The 17,781-nt window shown below is 50.0% G+C and carries 17 protein-coding genes; 3 read left to right on the top strand and 14 right to left on the bottom strand.

The annotated features are described in order from the left end of the window. Positions 1-199: 199 nt before the first annotated feature. The 8 genes from KJS57_RS06715 to KJS57_RS06680 all read right to left on the bottom strand — a co-directional run bounded on the left by KJS57_RS06715 (position 200) and on the right by KJS57_RS06680 (position 9,359). Positions 200-2,506: a thiamine pyrophosphate-dependent enzyme gene (locus KJS57_RS06715; RefSeq protein ID WP_211021433.1), complete on the bottom strand. Its 2,307-nt coding sequence runs from the start codon at positions 2,504-2,506 to the stop codon at positions 200-202. Between the two features lie 26 nt (positions 2,507-2,532). After that, positions 2,533-3,540: a 2-oxoacid:acceptor oxidoreductase family protein gene (locus KJS57_RS06710; protein WP_213654166.1), complete on the bottom strand. Its 1,008-nt coding sequence runs from the start codon at positions 3,538-3,540 to the stop codon at positions 2,533-2,535. 332 nt (positions 3,541-3,872) lie between these two features. Then, positions 3,873-5,327, bottom strand: a complete 1,455-nt coding sequence (locus KJS57_RS06705; RefSeq protein ID WP_211021432.1) for a nicotinate phosphoribosyltransferase — start codon at positions 5,325-5,327, stop codon at positions 3,873-3,875. A 118-nt stretch (positions 5,328-5,445) separates the two neighbouring features. Beyond that, on the bottom strand, positions 5,446-6,225 hold the full coding sequence (locus KJS57_RS06700) for an NUDIX domain-containing protein (protein WP_211021528.1): 780 nt from the start codon (positions 6,223-6,225) through the stop codon (positions 5,446-5,448). 100 nt (positions 6,226-6,325) lie between these two features. Beyond that, complete coding sequence (locus KJS57_RS06695) at positions 6,326-6,739, bottom strand: PaaI family thioesterase (RefSeq protein ID WP_213654165.1); 414 nt, start codon at positions 6,737-6,739, stop codon at positions 6,326-6,328. Positions 6,740-6,878: 139 nt separating this feature from the next. Continuing rightward, entirely contained in the window at positions 6,879-7,340 is a 462-nt protein-coding gene (locus tag KJS57_RS06690) for a YlbF/YmcA family competence regulator (protein WP_244861427.1), read from the bottom strand. Positions 7,341-7,396: 56 nt separating this feature from the next. Beyond that, positions 7,397-8,947 (bottom strand): tRNA (N6-isopentenyl adenosine(37)-C2)-methylthiotransferase MiaB, encoded by a 1,551-nt coding sequence (gene miaB, locus KJS57_RS06685; RefSeq protein ID WP_213654164.1) that lies wholly within the window; start codon positions 8,945-8,947, stop codon positions 7,397-7,399. A gap of 205 nt (positions 8,948-9,152) precedes the next feature. Then, positions 9,153-9,359 (bottom strand): DUF1657 domain-containing protein, encoded by a 207-nt coding sequence (locus tag KJS57_RS06680; protein ID WP_211021527.1) that lies wholly within the window; start codon positions 9,357-9,359, stop codon positions 9,153-9,155. 166 nt (positions 9,360-9,525) lie between these two features. Between KJS57_RS06680 and KJS57_RS06675 the strand changes: the two genes are divergently transcribed. Genes KJS57_RS06675 through spoVAD form a run of 3 tightly spaced genes read left to right on the top strand, consistent with a single transcriptional unit; the run spans position 9,526 to position 11,913 of the window. Continuing rightward, positions 9,526-10,386 (top strand): DUF421 domain-containing protein, encoded by an 861-nt coding sequence (locus tag KJS57_RS06675; protein ID WP_211021428.1) that lies wholly within the window; start codon positions 9,526-9,528, stop codon positions 10,384-10,386. A gap of 24 nt (positions 10,387-10,410) precedes the next feature. Next, on the top strand, positions 10,411-10,899 hold the full coding sequence (gene spoVAC / locus KJS57_RS06670) for a stage V sporulation protein AC (protein ID WP_211021427.1): 489 nt from the start codon (positions 10,411-10,413) through the stop codon (positions 10,897-10,899). A 3-nt stretch (positions 10,900-10,902) separates the two neighbouring features. Further along, on the top strand, positions 10,903-11,913 hold the full coding sequence (gene spoVAD, locus KJS57_RS06665; protein WP_211021426.1) for a stage V sporulation protein AD: 1,011 nt from the start codon (positions 10,903-10,905) through the stop codon (positions 11,911-11,913). 49 nt (positions 11,914-11,962) lie between these two features. Here the strand turns inward: spoVAD and pduL are convergent, their stop codons facing one another. The 6 genes from pduL to KJS57_RS06635 all read right to left on the bottom strand — a co-directional run bounded on the left by pduL (position 11,963) and on the right by KJS57_RS06635 (position 17,736). After that, positions 11,963-12,535, bottom strand: coding sequence for a phosphate propanoyltransferase (gene pduL, locus KJS57_RS06660; protein ID WP_211021425.1), 573 nt, complete (start codon positions 12,533-12,535; stop codon positions 11,963-11,965). 120 nt (positions 12,536-12,655) lie between these two features. Continuing rightward, positions 12,656-13,522 carry a 2-oxoacid:ferredoxin oxidoreductase subunit beta gene (locus KJS57_RS06655; protein WP_211021424.1) on the bottom strand — a complete coding sequence of 289 codons (867 nt, stop codon included), beginning with the start codon at positions 13,520-13,522 and terminating at the stop codon, positions 12,656-12,658. Then, positions 13,509-15,284 carry a 2-oxoacid:acceptor oxidoreductase subunit alpha gene (locus tag KJS57_RS06650; protein ID WP_211021423.1) on the bottom strand — a complete coding sequence of 592 codons (1,776 nt, stop codon included), beginning with the start codon at positions 15,282-15,284 and terminating at the stop codon, positions 13,509-13,511. The genes KJS57_RS06655 and KJS57_RS06650 overlap by 14 nt, the downstream gene beginning before the upstream one ends. Positions 15,285-15,501: 217 nt before the next feature. Next, positions 15,502-16,464: a dipeptidase gene (locus KJS57_RS06645; protein ID WP_213654163.1), complete on the bottom strand. Its 963-nt coding sequence runs from the start codon at positions 16,462-16,464 to the stop codon at positions 15,502-15,504. A 109-nt stretch (positions 16,465-16,573) separates the two neighbouring features. After that, positions 16,574-16,834 (bottom strand): stage V sporulation protein S, encoded by a 261-nt coding sequence (locus tag KJS57_RS06640; protein ID WP_006286829.1) that lies wholly within the window; start codon positions 16,832-16,834, stop codon positions 16,574-16,576. Between the two features lie 107 nt (positions 16,835-16,941). Beyond that, positions 16,942-17,736 carry a TIGR00282 family metallophosphoesterase gene (locus tag KJS57_RS06635; protein WP_213654282.1) on the bottom strand — a complete coding sequence of 265 codons (795 nt, stop codon included), beginning with the start codon at positions 17,734-17,736 and terminating at the stop codon, positions 16,942-16,944. Positions 17,737-17,781: the final 45 nt, after the last annotated feature.

Here is a 17,781-nt window from a genome sequence, read left to right as displayed (position 1 = left end):
TATATCATGAATTTCTTATTAAATGCGAGTTCAAAAAGTCAGGTTTTCAGGACCGAGAAGGTTGGATAAAGCTAGGGACTGAGTAGCAGAGCGTACATAGGGTACGTGAGCAACGGAAGGCCCGGCTGAATTCAAGATTCGACGTCGAATACGCATCATGATCTACTTCGTCATGGAAAGATGACTTTTTGAACAACCTCTATAAATAAGGATGCTCATGTTTGGCCAGCAATACCTGCCAGCGGCGTTCCACTTCCTGCTCAAAGGACTTGAGCGCTACTTCATTCTCCGGCTTGATCAGATGGCGTGTTTTGCCCATCGTTTTCAACCAGTCGGTCAACGGTACCCGTTTTCCTTTATCGTCCGGATTGTACGTAATTGCCGTTTGTCCATGTTCGACTTCATATAGCGGGAAGAAGCAGGAATTTACGGCTGCATCCACGATATTAGTTCCCTCATCGTCCTTACTGATCCAGTTGAGCGGACACGCTATTAATATTTTACCATAAACAAGGCCTTCATTCTGCGCATACCATTGGGCTTTCGCCGCTTTCTTCACGAGATCCTGCGGATACGCTTCACTTCCCGTAAATACGTAAGGGATATTCGTCGCCGCCATGATTTGCGCCGTATCCTTGTGATGGAACACTTTCCCTTGCTGTGCAGAACCGAGATTCGAAGTCGATGTCCGGTGACCGAGCGGCGTCGAATAAGACAACTGTGCACCTGTATTCATATATCCTTCGTTATCGTATTCCACAATAATCATCCGGTGATTCCGCAATGCCGCGCCGATCGCCGGTCCCATCCCGATGTCCATACCACCGTCTCCGGTCACCATGACAAAGGTAAAGTCATCGCTTAAGCCGAGCTTATCGAACTCGCCTCTACGCTTGCGCTCCCAGAACATTTCCACTAATCCGGACAGCGTAGCCGCCCCGTTTTGGAACAGGTTATGGATGTAAGTCGCTTTGTGGGACGAATACGGATACCCGGTCGTTGTCACCATGGCGCAGCCGGTATGGAACAGCGCAACAATGTCACCTTCGATGCCTTTAAAGAACAGCTCCAGACCTGAGAAAATACCGCAGCCCGGACATGCCCCGTGACCTGGTGCAATCCGTTTCGGTTTCTTGGTTAAAGCCCGCAGCGGAGGAATCCGGACGCCGAGCTTGCCGGTTTCTTCATTCCGGGTCACCGTAATCAGCCCGGTCTTCAAATCTTCAAACCGGAGCGGATTCATCATGCGCTTCGGCGCCTTTTCTTTGTCGCCAGGCGTATGCCCGTAATAATCGAACGGCACCTCAACCCGGTCTTGCTTAGCGGCGTCGATTGCCAGAGAGAACAAATGATGTCCGTCCTCGGCATAAAATTCTTTGCCGCCAAGCCCGTAAACCCGGCTAACCACCTTGGTCGAGTGATTTCCGTAAGTGAACAAGGCCGCTTTGATCTCATTCGTCATATTCCCGCCATGAGCGCCATAAGAGTCGGCACGGTCACCGACCGTCACCGCCTTGACATGTTTCAGCGCCTCTGCGATTTGCTTCTGCGGGAACGGGCGAATGACGTTCGGCGCGATGGAGCCCGCCTTGATCCCTTGACGACGCAGTTCATCAACGACATCCTTGATGATCTCCGAAGCCGAATTCATCAGGAACACGGCCACTTCAGCGTCCTCCATGCGGTAAAGATCCAGCATCGGATATTCACGGCCTGTCAATTCCGCATATTCGTCCGCAATCCGTTCAAACACCCGCTCCGCGTTATACATGCCTTGCGACTGCTGATAACAGTTGTTGATATAATCAGGCTCATTCATATAAGGACCGACGGTAATCGGATTGTTCCGGTCCAGCGTATGGAGGAATCCGGCCGGCGGGGTCTCTCCGACGAATTTGAGCACGTCTTCGCTATGTGCGAACGTGCTGACTCTCCGTTTTTGATGAGATGTGAAATAACCGTCCGAGGCTACGAGCACCGGCAAACGGACCTCCGGATCCTCGGCCAGCTTGATCGCCATGATATTCATATCGTAAACGGCTTGAGGATCACGGCACATCAGAATCGGCCAGCCTGTGTTCAACGCAAAATACAAATCCGAATGGTCCCCGTGGATATTAAGAGGACCGGAGACGGACCGGCAAACCAGATTCATGACCATAGGGAAACGGGTCCCCGACTGTACCGGCATTTGCTCCAGCATGTACATATAACCGTTAGCGCTGGTCGCGTTAAATACGCGCCCGCCACCGGTCGATGCCCCAAAACAAATCCCTGCGGAGCTGTGTTCTCCGTCCGAGGGAATCAGTTTAACGTCATGCTGGCCGTTCGCCTTCATAAGATCCAGAAATTGAGCTACTTCCGTGGATGGTGAAATCGGAAAATAGCCCATGATATGATAATTGATTTGCTGGGCGGCGTAGGCCGCCATCTCGTTACCCGACTCAAAAACGACGCGTTGTTCCACCTTGGCCGTTCTGCGTTCTTTTTCCAAATTGATCGCCATGCAGGTATACCGCCCTTCCGAATATATTATTGGACCACTAAATCGAATAAGTGAGGAACACGATGCTCATCGGCATAATTGTCTTCCTCACGTTCCCCGGACAGCGCGTCCGTTGGGCAGGCGTGAATGCACTTCAGACAGCCTTTACAATATTGATAGTCGATTCCCTTCAGGAACATTTGCGGACGGCCTTTCTTGTCCGGCAGCTCTTCCCAGACAAAACAATTGTCCGGACAGACGTTGTCACATTGGGCGCAATGGATACATGATTCTTCTTTGAAGTGAGGCATCATCCCTGAGCGGGAAATGCTGAGATCCTTCAGGATGCTGTTGCCGGGGTTCACGATCAGTCCCCCAAGCGGCTGAGTCTCATACCCTAGAACCGGCGTGTCCGCCCGTACAAAGGCTGGCATACTTGCTCCTTCAGGCAGAGCAAACGTCTGGAAGACCACTTCTTGATATCCGCGTTCAAATGTCGCCAAAGCCGGCGCTACCGTCTGCGGGTATTTCTTTTCAAGCGACTTGCGGATGACACCCTTCATCGTTTCTGGGTCCAGAAACGGACATAACCGGAACATCGCCCCCAACATCGCCATATTGACGCGGTTCTTCTCTTCCAGCGCAATTCCGGTCGCATCGATGACGGCAATCGTTCCGCCGATGAGCTTCATTCTTTCTTTCAGTTGTTCCGGTGTTTTGCGCGAATTTACAAGCACGGTGCTGTCCTCATAAATCCCGCTGATCACGTTAACCGTCTTCGCGAGCGCTTCCTGAAAAATACTAACGATATGCGGTCTTTCTACCGGAGACGTATCCCGGATGGAAGTCTCCAAATCGCAAAAGCGAATATGGGCTTTTACCGGCGAGCCTTTTTTCTCAGAACCATAGGACGAGAAGCTGACCCCATTGAGACCAGCGCCCTCCACTCCGGCTTCAGCCAGCATTTTTCCGGCAAGGTTAGCTCCGAGCCCTCCAATTGATTCAAGGCGGATTTCAAAAAAACCGAGTTCGTTCAGTTTCGGCAAATGTACCACGCGTTTGACTCCCTTCTTCGTCACTGTGAAATCATAACGACGTAAAATGAGTAAAATTTAAGTCTCACAAAAATAATCCTTATTTAATGTTTCAATTTATCATAGAAACAGTGTGACGAATGTAACAAAAGTCATATGGACAATCTCAAAATACAATTGTGCGTTGGTTGTCATATATGATGCTGATTGTCGATCAAAACATGTCGAATAAAGCTCCCGAAATATCCGAAAAACTCGATTCCTGCGCTTTCCCGAGAAATAATTTATAGTCATTTCCAAGCATAGAAAAAGCCCCGACAGTCTTGTTCAGACTATCGGGGCAACCTCTTCTTTTACTCATCCAGGTGGCTCATTCGCTCCTCGATCATTTTTTGTTTTAATTCCCAGGCTTCCTGGCTAAGATTGACCCGGTAGATTTCCGGATTCAGCTTGCGCAGGTACTCGGGCCAGAACATATTTAGCTGGGCCTGATGATAGGTGCGGATCTCCTCCAAATCCGGAAGATCATACACCAGTTCACCCTCTACGAAAATGGGCTCCAGCATCGGGACCGCTTCATAATCCTTCACCGACTTCTTCAGATAAGGATGTACGGGATCGAACAGGCGCAGCTTTCCGCCGGAACGAGCCTGTTCTTCATGCGGCAGACAGACATAGTCGGCAATAGCTTTACCGCTCTCCTTGCTGACGATGCGGAGCACATCCTTTTTCCCCGGCGAAGTTACCTTTTCGGGATTGCCGGAAATTTTGATCGTCGGCTCCATGACTCCGTTCCGTTCGCGTTCCACAAGCTTGTATACCCCGCCCAATGCCGGCTGGTCCGCCGCTGTGATCAGTTGAGTCCCTACGCCCCAGACATCGATCTTGGCTCCCTGAGCCTTAAGGTTGAAGATCGTGTTCTCGTCCAGATCATTAGAGGCCACAATCTTCACATAGGGCAAACCCGCCTCATCAAGCATTTTTCGGGCCTGAACGGACAGGTAGGCGAGGTCTCCGCTATCCAGTCGTATACTTCCGAGCCGCTTGCCTTCGGATTCCAATTGCTTGGCCGTCCGGATCGCATGGGGAACCCCGCTTTCAAGCGTGTCAAAGGTATCGACCAGCAGGGAGACGTAATCCGGCAGCGCTTTGGCATAAAGCTCAAACGCCTCCTGTTCGGAATCGAAAATCTGCACCCAGGAGTGGGCATGCGTACCTTTGGTTGGAATGCCGAAGGTTTCGCCGGCGAGCAAATTCGATGTTGCGTCAAAACCGGAAATGTAAGCGGCTCGGGCTCCCCAAACCGCTGCATCGGCTTCCTGTGCCCGTCGCGATCCGAATTCAAGCAGCACGTCGTTTTCCGCTACCCGTTTGATCCGCGAGGCCTTCGTAGCGATCAGGGTCTGAAAATTCATGAAGTTAAGTAAAGCCGTCTCAATCAACTGCGTCTCCATAATGGTGCCTTCCACCCGGATCAGCGGCTCATTCGGAAAGCATAAGTCCCCTTCTTTTAACGACAACAGCGTCCCGCGAAAAGAAAAGTCCCGCAGCAGTTGCAAAAACTCAGGCTTATAATTTTCTTCCTGTTCGGCCAAGTAAGCAAGGTCTTTCTCGGTAAAGCGCAAATTCCGGATGTAATGGACGATCCGCTCCAATCCCGCGAACACGGCATATCCGTTACCGAAAGGAAGTTTACGGAAATAGGCTTCAAAAACAGCCTTACGGTTATGGCTTCCATGAATCCAGTGCGCATAAATCATATTAATTTGATATTTATCCGTATGCAGTGCCAAATGTTCGCTCAGCATGATGTCTCATCCTCTCTGGCTGTCCTGATGACAGAAAGGGCAGCATTATCCAATAGATTACAATGGTTCTCTCTTTTAAACTCTTTAAATAGAGTATGTATAGCCCAACTGGTTGGGGCTAAGTGTAGATGGACAGTTGCGGCGTGAAATCGGTAAACCGGTACAGCTGCGCCGGACGTTGCGAATACTGATTGGACAGCATCGGTTTGTCGTTCTCATCGCGCACTTCTTCCAAAATGCCTTGACGGCTTCGCGTTGAGGTAATTTTGCGAATAAAATTAAGCTCGGCAAAATCCGGAACCACGGTTTGAATAACCTGGTACAGCTCACCCAACGTAAAATGCGGCGGCAAAAACTGCTTGGCAATCGTCGTTTGCAGCATTTGCTGCTGAATTCTCCGGTAAGCATCCTCCAAAATTTCGCGATGGTCAAAAGCCAGGTCCAGCTCTTCCAGGGCTTCCCGCACCGTAAACAAGCCTACCTCCTGCGCATCATCCGCGGATTGGCGCTTTTCGAGCACCCACTCCTCCACCAGCGCAAAGAAAGCGTGCGATATGATCCATCCGCGCGGATCTCGTCCCGGCTTGCTGTAGACACCCAAATACTCCAGATGGTGACCGTCTACCCCGGTCTCCTCCTTCAATTCCCGGCGCGCCGTCTCAAAAAGGGATTCATCCTCCTGGGAAAACCCGCCCGGTAGCGCCCAAGCGCCGGCAAACGGCCAGCTTCTGCGGCGAATCAGCATGACTTTGAGGTCAAAGCGCGGCAGCGATTTCGTGGATGCTTTCCGCTCCTGCCTGGTCAAGGTAAACATGACAATATCAGCCGGTATGCCGTCCGGCGTCCGGTATTTTTGTACTTCATCCTCCGGCTCGGCTTGCTGCTTCTTATTGCTCATTACGATCACCACATCAGTCATATGATAACGCTTTGTTCACGCATGAACATGGCGTTCCAGATAATTAATCATGTTAATAATTATTTATAATAAGATGCACTTAGTTCGTACTTTCACTCCGCTCGCGCGGCAGACGAAATGTTGCCGTAGAGATGCAGGCGAGTGTTCCTTCTTCGTTACGAACTTCCGCGCGCAGGGTCATCGTGCGCTGGCTTTCATGCAACAGAAACGCCGAAGCAACCAGTTCTCCCTTGCGCATAGCGCTTAGAAAATTGACGTTCAAATGAGTCGTTACCCCTTGGGTGCCTTTTCTAATCGCAGCCACCAGCGTACCCATGGCTTGATCCATCATCGATGACAAAACTCCGCCGTGAACGATTCCCATCGAATTCAGATGTTGATCCCCTGCCTTCAGTCCGATCTCAACCCGGCTACTGTCTGCAGAAATCAGCTTCATTCCCAATAGACCCCAGAATGAATGCTCTTCCTTACTCATAATTTCGTTCCAATCCATGAATCGTGACCTCCACCCTGTTTAGGCATCCTCTATTTAGACCATGCCCGTTATGTACTTCTTTTATGTCATGGTACCGATTCAACCTTATGAAGAATAAAAAGGTGCGGAAGATAACTCCCGCACCGACTTCAACCAATTACTCGCCATAGCCGGAAGTCGCTGCCGGCTCGCTGCCTGCCTCCACATTCACTTTATCGGAGACCGTATCCCGGATGACCGAAATGACGAGCTGCAGCAAATAATTGATATCGCTTTGACTTTGCTGGAACTCGGTGACAACCGGAATGCCGTCCAGCTCGTCCTGCAGCTCCTCAATTTCACGCTCGATTTTCTCCACCATAGCCTTGTTCTGGAAACTTTCGAAGGCTACGATTTCTTTCTGTTTCTTCTTGATCGAACTGATCAAGGTTTGAACCCGCTCATGACGCTGAATTAGCTGCTCTGCCTTCTGGAACTGCTGGACTTCCTCGCTAGTTCCAATTAATGCGGCCAATTCTTTCGCTTTCGACATAATATCTTCGCGGATGACCAGGTCGCGGGAATCGAATTTCGGTACCACGCAATCACTATGATCCTGATGGTTATGATGTTCTCCCAAGGTCTTACCCCCTCATTACATTATAACTTCTATGAATCTTCGTTATTTCTATGTTTTTAGGCCATAGATACAGGCTCGGGCACAATGTTGCCCTTAATGTACCAGGTCATTGGATCCGTGATTTCCACGTTGACGAATTGACCGATCAATTCGGGACCGCCTTCGAAGTGAACCAGTTTATTGCTGCGCGTTCTGCCTGCAAGCACGCTGGCGTTGTTCTTGCTCTCGCCCTCCACGAGCACTTCCACAATTCGGCCTTGCATCGTGTCGTTGCTTATGCGGCTGTTCTCGTTCACTACGTCATTAAGCCGTTGCAGTCGTTCTTTCTTCACTTCCATCGGCACATTATCTTCCATTACTGCGGCTGGCGTTCCTTCACGTGGTGAATATAAGAAGGTGTATGCGAAGTCAAACCGAACCTCACGCATCAAGGAGAGCGTCTCCTGGAATTGCTCCTCCGTCTCGCCCGGGAAGCCGACGATAATATCCGTCGTCAACACCGCGCCCGGAATGGAGGCTTTAATTTTGCCCACCAGCTCTAGATAATGCTCACGCGTATATTTCCGGCTCATCTTCTTCAGCACTTCGCTGCTGCCTGATTGCACCGGTAAATGGATATGTTCCACCAGATTGCCGCCTTTGGCGAGCACCTCGATCAGATGATCGTCAAAATCCCGTGGATGTGAAGTTGTGAACCGCACTCGCGGAATATCGATCTTGCGGATATCATCCATAAGATTCGCAAACGTGTATTGAATATCGGTAAAATCCTTACCATAGGCGTTTACGTTCTGACCCAGTAGCGTAATTTCCTTAAATCCTTGACGCGCAAGCTCCCTAACTTCGGCGATGACATCCTCCGGACGGCGGCTGCGTTCCTTGCCGCGGGTAAACGGAACGATGCAATATGTACAGAATTTATCGCAGCCGTACATAATGTTGACCCAGCCCCGCATGCCTTCGCGCTTCTTCGGCAGGTTCTCGATGATGTCGCCTTCCTTGGACCAAACCTCGACAACCATTTCCTTACTGAATAATGCTTCTTGAATGAGATATGGAAGACGATGAATGTTATGCGTTCCGAAAATGAGATCGACAAACCCGTGCTTTTGCATAATCCGGTTGACGACGCCCTCTTCTTGAGACATGCATCCGCAAACCCCAAGCAAAAGATCCGGTTTTTCCGTTTTTAGTCCTTTCAAGTGACCGAGTTCTCCAAACACCTTATCCTCGGCGTTCTCGCGGACTGCGCAAGTGTTCAACAAAATAATGTCTGCTTGCTTCCGGTCCTCGGTAGGCTGATATCCCATTTGTTCAAGGAGACCCTTGATCGTTTCGGTATCATGCTCGTTCATTTGGCACCCGAACGTATACACAATATAATGTCTGCCGTTCCCGATCGCTTTCATCTCGTCCGGAACCGCCGTTTCATACAGCACCTGAATATCTTCCTTGCCGCGTTGCTTCTCTATGCGGTGATTCGGTTCCGAAAGAATCTGGATCTCCCGTCCGCGGATTCTGATCTTCTTCCCCCGCTCGTCCTCCGAAATGACCTTCGCGTCCGAGAAGTCAAAATACTTGGAGTAATCCTTACTCTCCTTAGCCATGATGCCGGCTCACTCCTTTTGCCAATCTATCTATTTCAGTGTATTAGAAATTCAATCCAAAGCCAAAAAATGCATTACACCAAATTATATCATGATTCACAGGTGATATCCAGATTATCAAGCGTGATCGAATACCGGAATATAGGCGCAGCAAATAGGCCCGTTCCTGGGAACGGGCCGAATTATTTTGAAGCAGGTCTTTAAATTAAAATCCTTTGTATTGTGGTTCTTCGTTTTCCAGCTGTTGAACTCTGTTTTCCACTTGGGTGACGATTTGCTGGGTTTGTTCCGCCGCACTCGTAAACAGGTTCTTAGCATCTTGATTCTGCGTATTGAGTGCGAATTGCTCCAGGTTGGCCTGAGCGCTTTTCAGCGAGGCCAGCGTTGTTTTCACTTGAGCTGCCACTGTCATATTTTTCACCACCTTGTTCCAAATCTGCATATTGCACGAACCATAATGTAACCTCGGTTCTTCTTCGTTATTCGAGTACAAGGATGCCAGATTTTGCTTTAGTGAAAATACCGCTGGCTGCGCATAATTGGAATAATTCACTTACGGGTTTGAAAGGAGCAGAGTTATGCCGATATGGTTGGAAGTCATTGTGCGAACACTGTGTTCCGCAGTGATCCTCTTTATTTTGACACGCATGCTGGGCAAAAGGCAGATCTCCCAGTTGTCCTTCTTTGAATACATTACCGGGATTACGATCGGGAGCATCACGGCTTACCTGTCCGTGGACGTCGATACTCACTGGTATTTGGGGATCATCTCGATGGGGGTCTGGTTTCTCGTTTCACTCGGCATCGAGTATCTTCAGATCAAGAGCAAATTAGCCCGGGATTGGATCGACAGTAAGTCAACCATTCTGATTAAAGACGGCAAGATTCTGGAAGAAAACTTGAAGAAGGAAAAATTGACGAACGACGAACTGCTCGAGCAGCTGCGAAAAAAGAGCATTTTCCAGACTGCCCAGGTTGAATTTGCCTTGATCGAACCAGATGGTGAAATCAATGCCCTGCTCAAAAAAGAATACCAGCCGCTCACCCCCTCCCATCTTGGGATTAAAGTATCCCCTGAGCCGGAACCGCAGACCGTCATTATCGACGGAAAAATTATGGATGAGCCGCTGGCCACGAACGGATTGAACCGGCAATGGCTCCACACCGAGCTGGAGAAGCTGGGCGTTTCCCTGGATAACGTGAATTTAGGCCAAGTTGACGGATACGGTCAATTTTATGTAGATCTTTACGATGATAAAATTCAGGTTCCCGCTCCACAGGAAAAAGCTACACTCCTTGCTCAGCTTAAAAAATGCGAAGCCGATCTTGAAATGTTTGCCCTCTCTACAAAAGAAACGTCCGCAAAACAAATGTACGGAGCTTGCTCCGAAAGACTGCTGAAGATTATAGATGAAGTTAAGCCCGTCTTGTCCAGATAAAGTGATAAAAGGAGGATCGCCCGAATGTCCAAGCAGAAGAACAAAAAATCAACTCCGACTCAGCAACAGTACCAGCGTTTATCGGCTGACATCGAACCGAAGCGCCCCGCTTTTGTCAATTGTCTTCGCGCTTTCCTGGTTGGGGGGCTTATTTGCCTGATCGGGGAATGCATTCGCCAAGCTTTTATTCATTACGGTGGATTTAGCGATAAGGAGGCCGGCAACCCGACGGTCGCGGTGCTTGTCATTCTGTCGGTCATCCTGACCAGCTTGGGAGTTTACGATAAGATCGCGCAATGGGCCGGAGCCGGAACCGCGGTACCGGTCACCGGGTTTGCCAATTCCATGGCCTCTTCCGCCATTGAGCATAAGAGTGAAGGTCTTGTTCTTGGAGTCGGTGCGGGAATGTTTCAGTTAGCCGGATCGGTAATCGTTTTCGGTACGGTGGCGGCTTTTATCATCGGCCTTATTTATGCCATATTCGTGCCGGACTTTGCGGGAGGAGGCCATTAACCTATGCTAAAGGGACATCAGAGCTGGATTTTTGAGAATAAGCCTAAAATTATCAGCACCGCGACCGTAGTTGGTCCATTTGAGGGACAAGGCCCGCTGGCCAATGATTTTGATATCATTCACGCCGACCTTTACCTCGGGCAAGACAGCTGGGAGAAGGCGGAAAAAGTTTTGTTCGAAGAATCCGCTTCACTAGCCATCGAACACGCGGGTCTGACCAAAGAACAGGTGCAATTCTTCTTTGGAGGCGACCTGATGAATCAGATCATCAGCAGCAGCTTTGCGGCCAGAACGCTGAGCATCCCCTACCTCGGTCTGTTCGGCGCATGCTCGACTTCCATGGAAAGCTTGGCGCTGGCTTCGTATATCGTCAATTCCGGCGGCGCCAATTACGCCTTGGCCGGAACCTGCAGTCACAATGCCAGCGTCGAGAAACAATTCCGTTATCCTACGGAATACGGCTCGCAAAAGCCGCCGACCGCCCAATTCACCGTTACCGGTTCGGGTTCGGCCGTGCTTTCGCTCGAAGGAGATGGTCCCGTAGTGACCTCGGCCACGATCGGACGGGTCGTCGATATGGGGATCACCGACCCGTTCAATATGGGGGCAGCCATGGCGCCTGCCGCTGTTGACACGATTGAGGCCCACATGCGGGATTTACAGATCAAGCCCTCCCATTACGATCTGATCGTGACCGGCGATTTATCAAAGGTTGGCTTCGAAATCGCCAACGAGCTGCTGGAAAGACACGGCGTTCCCATCCGTGAAACCAATTATCAAGATTGCGGCATGATGATCTATGACTACGAGAATCAAAATGTTCAAGCCGGAGCCAGCGGCTGTGCTTGCTCAGCGGTAGTCACCTACGGTCATCTCCTGAAAAAAGTGAAAAAAGGCGAGTTGAAGCGGATCCTTGTTGTAGCCACCGGAGCCTTGCTCTCCCCTCTGTCCTTTCAGCAAGGCGAAAGTATCCCGTGCATTGCGCACGCCGTCTCCATAGAGAGCGGAAACTAGATAACAAAAAGGACCCCGCCATTCGGCGGGGTCCTTTTGCAACTATTAATTAGTCAACGATTTCAGCCGTGTCACCATTGTTGGCGCCTGCTGCGTTCGCTTCGTCTGTATCGATATGCATGTCCAGCGCAAAGGAATCCGAAACGCGCGCGATTACATTTTCAAGCACCAGGCCGCGCTCGCCACCCAGGCGAACTTTAAGCAATTGCTTGTCCGCAATGCCCCATTTTTCGGCATCGGAAGTGTGGAAATGGATATGGCGCGCAGCTACGATAACGCCTTGCTCCAATTCGATTTCGCCAGCCGGGCCTTTAACCTTGATTCCCGGAGTACCTTCAATGTTGCCGGATTCGCGAACCGGAGCCTTCACGCCGATAGCGAAGGAATCGGTACGGGAAATTTCCAGCTGGGAAGCAGGACGTGCAGGTCCGAGAATGCGGACTTTGTCGAATTGTCCCTTAGATCCGATTACAGCCACAGTTTCGTTTGCTGCAAATTGTCCGGGTTGGGACAATGGCTTGAATTCTGTCAATTGATAACCTTGACCGAACAACGCCTCGATGTGTTCTTGTGTCAGGTGAATATGACGTGCCGATACGCCGACAGGTACAGTTTTGCTCATGTTTGAAACACTCCTCGTATATTCTCTATATCGATGACGATTCACATCGTTACCCATTATACACCTATTTCAAACAAAAAGGAAAAGGTGTCCGCGTATGGCGGACACCTTTTTTGGGTCTTAAACGAATTCTGCAACAAGTTTGTCAAACTCCGCTTTTTCCAAAGCAAGCGATTGTTGGGCAAGTGGTTCCTCTTTGAAACCATGCACCATATTTTCGTAGCTCTTCTTTTCCTTGTTCTGATAAATAAGACCGGTAATCATGCTGCCCGTTTCCATCAGCTTCGACATTGCCATCGCCCGGTTGCTTGGATCATAATCCGGCACCGTGTCCAGATTGATGATATTTTCCTTAAACCAGTCGTAAGTGTTGACTTTATTAAAAGTCACGCAAGGACTGAATACGTTGATGAGCGAGAAGCCTTCATGCTGAATCCCCTGCTCGATCAAGGAAGTCAACTGCTTCAGATCGCTGGAGAACGATTGGGCAACGAAGGTCGCTCCTGAAGCCAGCGCGATTTCCAGCGGAGAAAGCGTGGATTCCACAGATCCTTCCGGCGTACTCTTCGTTTTGAAGCCCTCTCCGCTACGAGGCGAAGTTTGGCCTTTCGTCAGTCCATAAATCTGATTGTCCATGACAATGTAAGTGATGTTGATATTCCGGCGGATCGCATGTACCGTATGTCCCATACCAATAGCGAAGCCGTCTCCGTCGCCACCGGAAGCGATAACCGTCAAATCACGGTTCGCCAGTTTGACGCCTTGGGCGATCGGAAGCGCACGTCCGTGAATCCCGTGCAGACCGTATGCGTTAATGTAACCGGAAATCCGGCCGGAACAGCCGATCCCTGAAATGACAGCCAGGTTTTCCGGCTCAAGCCCAACTGCGGCGGCAGCGCGTTGAATCGCCGCTTGGATGGAGAAATCGCCGCATCCCGGACACCAGTTTGGTTTGATGTTATTACGGAACTCTTTAAAGGTTGCCATTCTTCACCAACTCCTCCTGAGTCAAATTGCCGGCTGCATTTTTGCATCTTTCGAATATTTCCGCAGGCAGGAACGGATTCCCGTCATATTTCAGAACGTTCACGATTTTGTCGTGATGTCCGACATTCATTTTGATCAAATTAGCCAATTGGCCGGTTGCGTTATTTTCAAGAACGACGATTTTCTTTGCTTTCTCCATTTGCTCCCGTACTTCTTCAACCGGGAAAGGATGCAACAAGCGAACCGTCATGTGGTTTGATGTGATGCCTTCTCCGTTCAAACGCAGGCGAGCCTGGTCGATCGTTCCGCCGGTAGAGCCCATGCCTACGATCAGAAGGTCCGGTTCTGCGTGAGGCGCGTGCAGGTGGATCGGATTCTCTACATCGAGCTTAGCCAGTTTACGGAAACGTTTATCCATCATCTTCTTGCGGTTCACCGGGCTTTCCGAAGGACGGCCCGCTTCATCGTGCTCCACACCGGTCACATGATGAATGCCGTTTTTCTCTCCGGGAAGGACCCTCGGCGAGATGCCATTTTCGGTAAATGCGTAACGGTTGAACATGCTCGAATCTTCGCGGTCCGGAATATCCTTGACCATATAGCCCCGGTCGATTTGGATTTTTTCGAAATCCAACGCTTCGCAGGACTGTTTACCGAGCGACAATTGAAGATCCGTCGCCAGGATAACTGGCACCTGATACTTCTCGGCCAGATTGAAGGCCTGAATCGTATCGTAGAAACATTCTTCGATCGAGCTTGGTGCAAGAACGATCTTAGGGATTTCCCCGTGCGTTCCGTAGATCAGGGCGCTAATATCGCTCTGCTCTTGTTTGGTCGGAAGGCCCGTACTAGGACCGCCGCGCTGGGTGTCGACAATAACGACAGGGATTTCGGTCATACCGGCAAGTCCGATCGCTTCCATCATGAGCGACAGGCCCGGCCCCGCCGAAGCGGTCATCGTCCGTACCCCTGCATAACTGGCTCCGATCGCCATCGTAATTGCAGCAATTTCATCTTCCGTTTGAACCACGGTTCCGCCAAACTTCGGCAGCTTTTTGATCAGATATTCCATAATTTCCGAAGCCGGAGTAATCGGATATGCACTCATAATCCGGCAACCGGCTGCCAAGGAGCCCAGTCCGATCGCATCGTTACCGATCATGAACAGCTTTTGCTTGCCGTCGGCCGGTTCCAGCTTAAAGCCTTCAAGCGGTCCCCCTGCAAGTTCCAGGACAAATTCCGCGCCCCGTTTGACCGCTTCAATGTTCTTTTCCACGATCGCCGGACCTTTACGTCCGAATTCTTCTTCCACTGCTTTATTGAATACTTCGAGCGGCAATCCCAGAAGCGCCCAGGATGCGCCGGAAGCGACCATATTCTTCATCAACGAAGTGCCCAGTTCCTCCGCAATGCTCGTAATCGGAACGGCGAACAACTTGGCATCCACGCCTTCCGGAACGACCGGTCCGAATTTAGCGTCCGCCACGATAACTCCGCCGCTGCGAAGCTCATGTGCATTAAAATCGATACTCTCCTGGTCGAAAGCGACTAAAATGTCCAAGTCGTCGGAAATCGCGCGAATCGGCTTGGTACTGATCCGGATTTTGTTGTTCGTATGACCGCCTTTAATACGTGAAGAAAAATGCCGATAGCCGTATAAATAGTAACCCAGTCGGTTCAAGGCCGTTGAAAAAATCCGGTCAGTACTTTCAACACCTTCACCTTGCTGTCCACCGATCTTCCAAGACAATTGACTAATCAAGATCGCCCACCCCTTTATGGTATCGCACTATAATTTAGTTGATATTAGTGCAGACAGAATGTAAACCTGTGAGGAATAGCATAATTACCCCAGACATTTGTGAACATTCTGTTTCAGAGTCATGTCAATTTTATGTCGCAAACATATAAAAAGCAAGCGTTTTCTACCCTTTTTCATATAGTAGTTTTCGATGAAACCAATCTCTTAATTGGATCAATTAAAGCGCTTTCTTTTTTTGTGGTAACCACGCCTTCAAAAAAGACAGTGCATTACCGGACAACCAGCCTCTAACAAGCTCCTCCGGATAGTGGCGAAGCAGCAGATTCGCCCAGTCCAAATAATGACCCGAATGACGCAAATCCTTGATATGACTCTCGATTCCGTCGAAATCCGAGCCGAACATGATCGCCTTCTCTCCGCCTAAAGAGCAAATATGCTCGATATGGGGAAGGAGATCGCTCGCTTCTACCACAGAGGATTTTTTAACGAACCACGGAACAAAGGTGATCCCTATTCTGCCTCCTAGAGAAACGATGGCTCGAATTTGATCATCCCTTAAGTTTCTGGCATGAGAGCATATACGGTACGCGTTGGAATGGGATGCGATGAAGGGGATCCCTTTTTGCTCCGCCCGCTCAGCCAGTTCCCAGAAGCCTTTAATCGATAAATGAGATACATCGAGTATCATGCCTAGCTTATGACAAGCCTTGACAAGTTCGAGCCCCCGGGTGGTAAACCCTCCTCCCCGCGGTTCAAGAATGCCATCCGCAGCCCAATTGGCATAATTCCAGGTCAATCCCAGACAGCGGACACCCCGCTCATAGCAAACCTGCAAATAGTGAAAATTCCCTTCCAGTCCGTCCGCACCTTCTATCGAGAGCAGTCCCGCGGGCTGCCCGGCCGCCTCAGCTTCTACCAGCTCTTCAACCGAGGTAATAGCCGCCACACCGGATTGCAGCACTTTTTGCTTAAACAAATCTATCTGGTCCAGAATATGCCCGAAACCGGGCTTACCGAGCCGCTCCGAGAGATATATCGCAAAGCATTGAAGGCCCACCCCGCCCTGCTCCATCCGCTTCAGGTTGACATCCAGACGAGTGTCACGCGTAAACTCTAACTCCGAATCCAGCTGCATTTTACTGAGCGCATCGCAATGAAAATCTACGACCTTATACGCCAAGCCGATCCCTCCGCTCTCTTAACTTTATTACCCGATTCGGGGAAAAGAATGCAAAAAAACCTGTCTACTCTATCGTAAACAGGCCTCTCCCGCAATAATTGCAATTATTTTATCTAGGTTCTACGATCAATTTAATAGCAGTGCGATCTTCGCCATCGATGACGATATCCGTAAAAGCCGGAATACAAATCAAATCGACACCGCTTGGCGCCACAAATCCCCGGGCAATCGCTACAGCTTTGATAGCTTGGTTGAGTGCACCCGCCCCAATGGCCTGAAGTTCAGCAGCGCCGCGTTCTCTTAGTACTCCTGCAAGCGCACCGGCAACGGAGTTAGGATTGGATTTTGCTGAAACTTTTAATACTTCCATGGTTAGTACCTCCTGGGAATAGGTTTGATTGATCCCACTACTTAGAAGATATTCGTGAGACTTCAAAAAATTCCTTCTTTTTTATTCGGAGGCACCTTCCATAAAGCTTAATCCATAATCCATTCGTCTTCGAGCAGACGGATCTTCTCTATTTTCTTGGCATGGCCCGTAGCTTCGTCAATGTCGACTACACAGCCGTGAAACTGCCATTTGCCTTCATCAACCTGAAAACGCACCGGCAACTGGGTCGTAAATTTGCGCAGCACGGCGGAGCGCTCCATACCGAGTATACCTTCACGGGAGCCGACCATGCCGGCGTCCGTCAAATAGGCCGTACCTTGCGGCAACACGGTATCATCGTTACTTTGGACATGGGTGTGCGTTCCGACGACCAAAGAAACCCGACCGTCAAGGTGCCAACCCATGGCGATTTTCTCCGAAGTTGCCTCCGCATGAAAATCGACCAAGATGCATTTGTGCTTCTTGGATAGTTCATCGACGATATCGTCCGCCATCCGAAACGGGTCATCGATCGCCGGCAAAAACGTGCGCCCCATCAAATTGACGAGAGCCAGTTCCTTTCCGTTAGCCTTGATTATAGTAGAGCCTAGCCCAGGCGTGCCTGGCGGATAATTCGCAGGCCGAACCATGCGAGGCTCGTCATCGATAAAGTCAAAAATCTCCTTGTTATCCCACGTATGATTGCCCATCGTAAGCCCGTGGATGCCAAGCTCAAAAAATTCCCTAGCGATTTTGGCGGTAATCCCCCGCCCGGACGCCGCATTTTCTCCGTTGGCGATAATGATGTGCGGATTGTATTTTGATTTCAAGCGCGGCAGCGTTTCCTTTAATGCTTTACGCCCCGTATTTCCTACAATATCTCCAATAAACAGAACTTTAATGTCGGTTCCTCCTCAATGTCGGCTTCTGACAGAATGAAAAAGCGG

Source organism: Paenibacillus vini (assembly GCF_018403325.1).
Classification (GTDB): Bacteria; Bacillota; Bacilli; order Paenibacillales; family Paenibacillaceae; genus Fontibacillus; species Fontibacillus vini.
This window is presented reverse-complemented; position numbering and strand designations above follow the sequence as displayed.

Coding starts and splice junctions, on each gene's coding strand:
- KJS57_RS06715 (WP_211021433.1), bottom strand. CDS start 2,506: ATGGCGATCAATTTGGAAAAAGAACGCAGAACGGCCAAGGTGGAACAA.
- KJS57_RS06705 (WP_211021432.1), bottom strand. CDS start 5,327: ATGCTGAGCGAACATTTGGCACTGCATACGGATAAATATCAAATTAAT.
- KJS57_RS06700 (WP_211021528.1), bottom strand. CDS start 6,225: ATGAGCAATAAGAAGCAGCAAGCCGAGCCGGAGGATGAAGTACAAAAA.
- KJS57_RS06695 (WP_213654165.1), bottom strand. CDS start 6,739: ATGGATTGGAACGAAATTATGAGTAAGGAAGAGCATTCATTCTGGGGT.
- miaB (WP_213654164.1), bottom strand. CDS start 8,947: ATGGCTAAGGAGAGTAAGGATTACTCCAAGTATTTTGACTTCTCGGAC.
- KJS57_RS06680 (WP_211021527.1), bottom strand. CDS start 9,359: ATGACAGTGGCAGCTCAAGTGAAAACAACGCTGGCCTCGCTGAAAAGC.
- KJS57_RS06675 (WP_211021428.1), top strand. CDS start 9,526: ATGCCGATATGGTTGGAAGTCATTGTGCGAACACTGTGTTCCGCAGTG.
- spoVAC (WP_211021427.1), top strand. CDS start 10,411: ATGTCCAAGCAGAAGAACAAAAAATCAACTCCGACTCAGCAACAGTAC.
- spoVAD (WP_211021426.1), top strand. CDS start 10,903: ATGCTAAAGGGACATCAGAGCTGGATTTTTGAGAATAAGCCTAAAATT.
- pduL (WP_211021425.1), bottom strand. CDS start 12,535: ATGAGCAAAACTGTACCTGTCGGCGTATCGGCACGTCATATTCACCTG.
- KJS57_RS06655 (WP_211021424.1), bottom strand. CDS start 13,522: ATGGCAACCTTTAAAGAGTTCCGTAATAACATCAAACCAAACTGGTGT.
- KJS57_RS06640 (WP_006286829.1), bottom strand. CDS start 16,834: ATGGAAGTATTAAAAGTTTCAGCAAAATCCAATCCTAACTCCGTTGCC.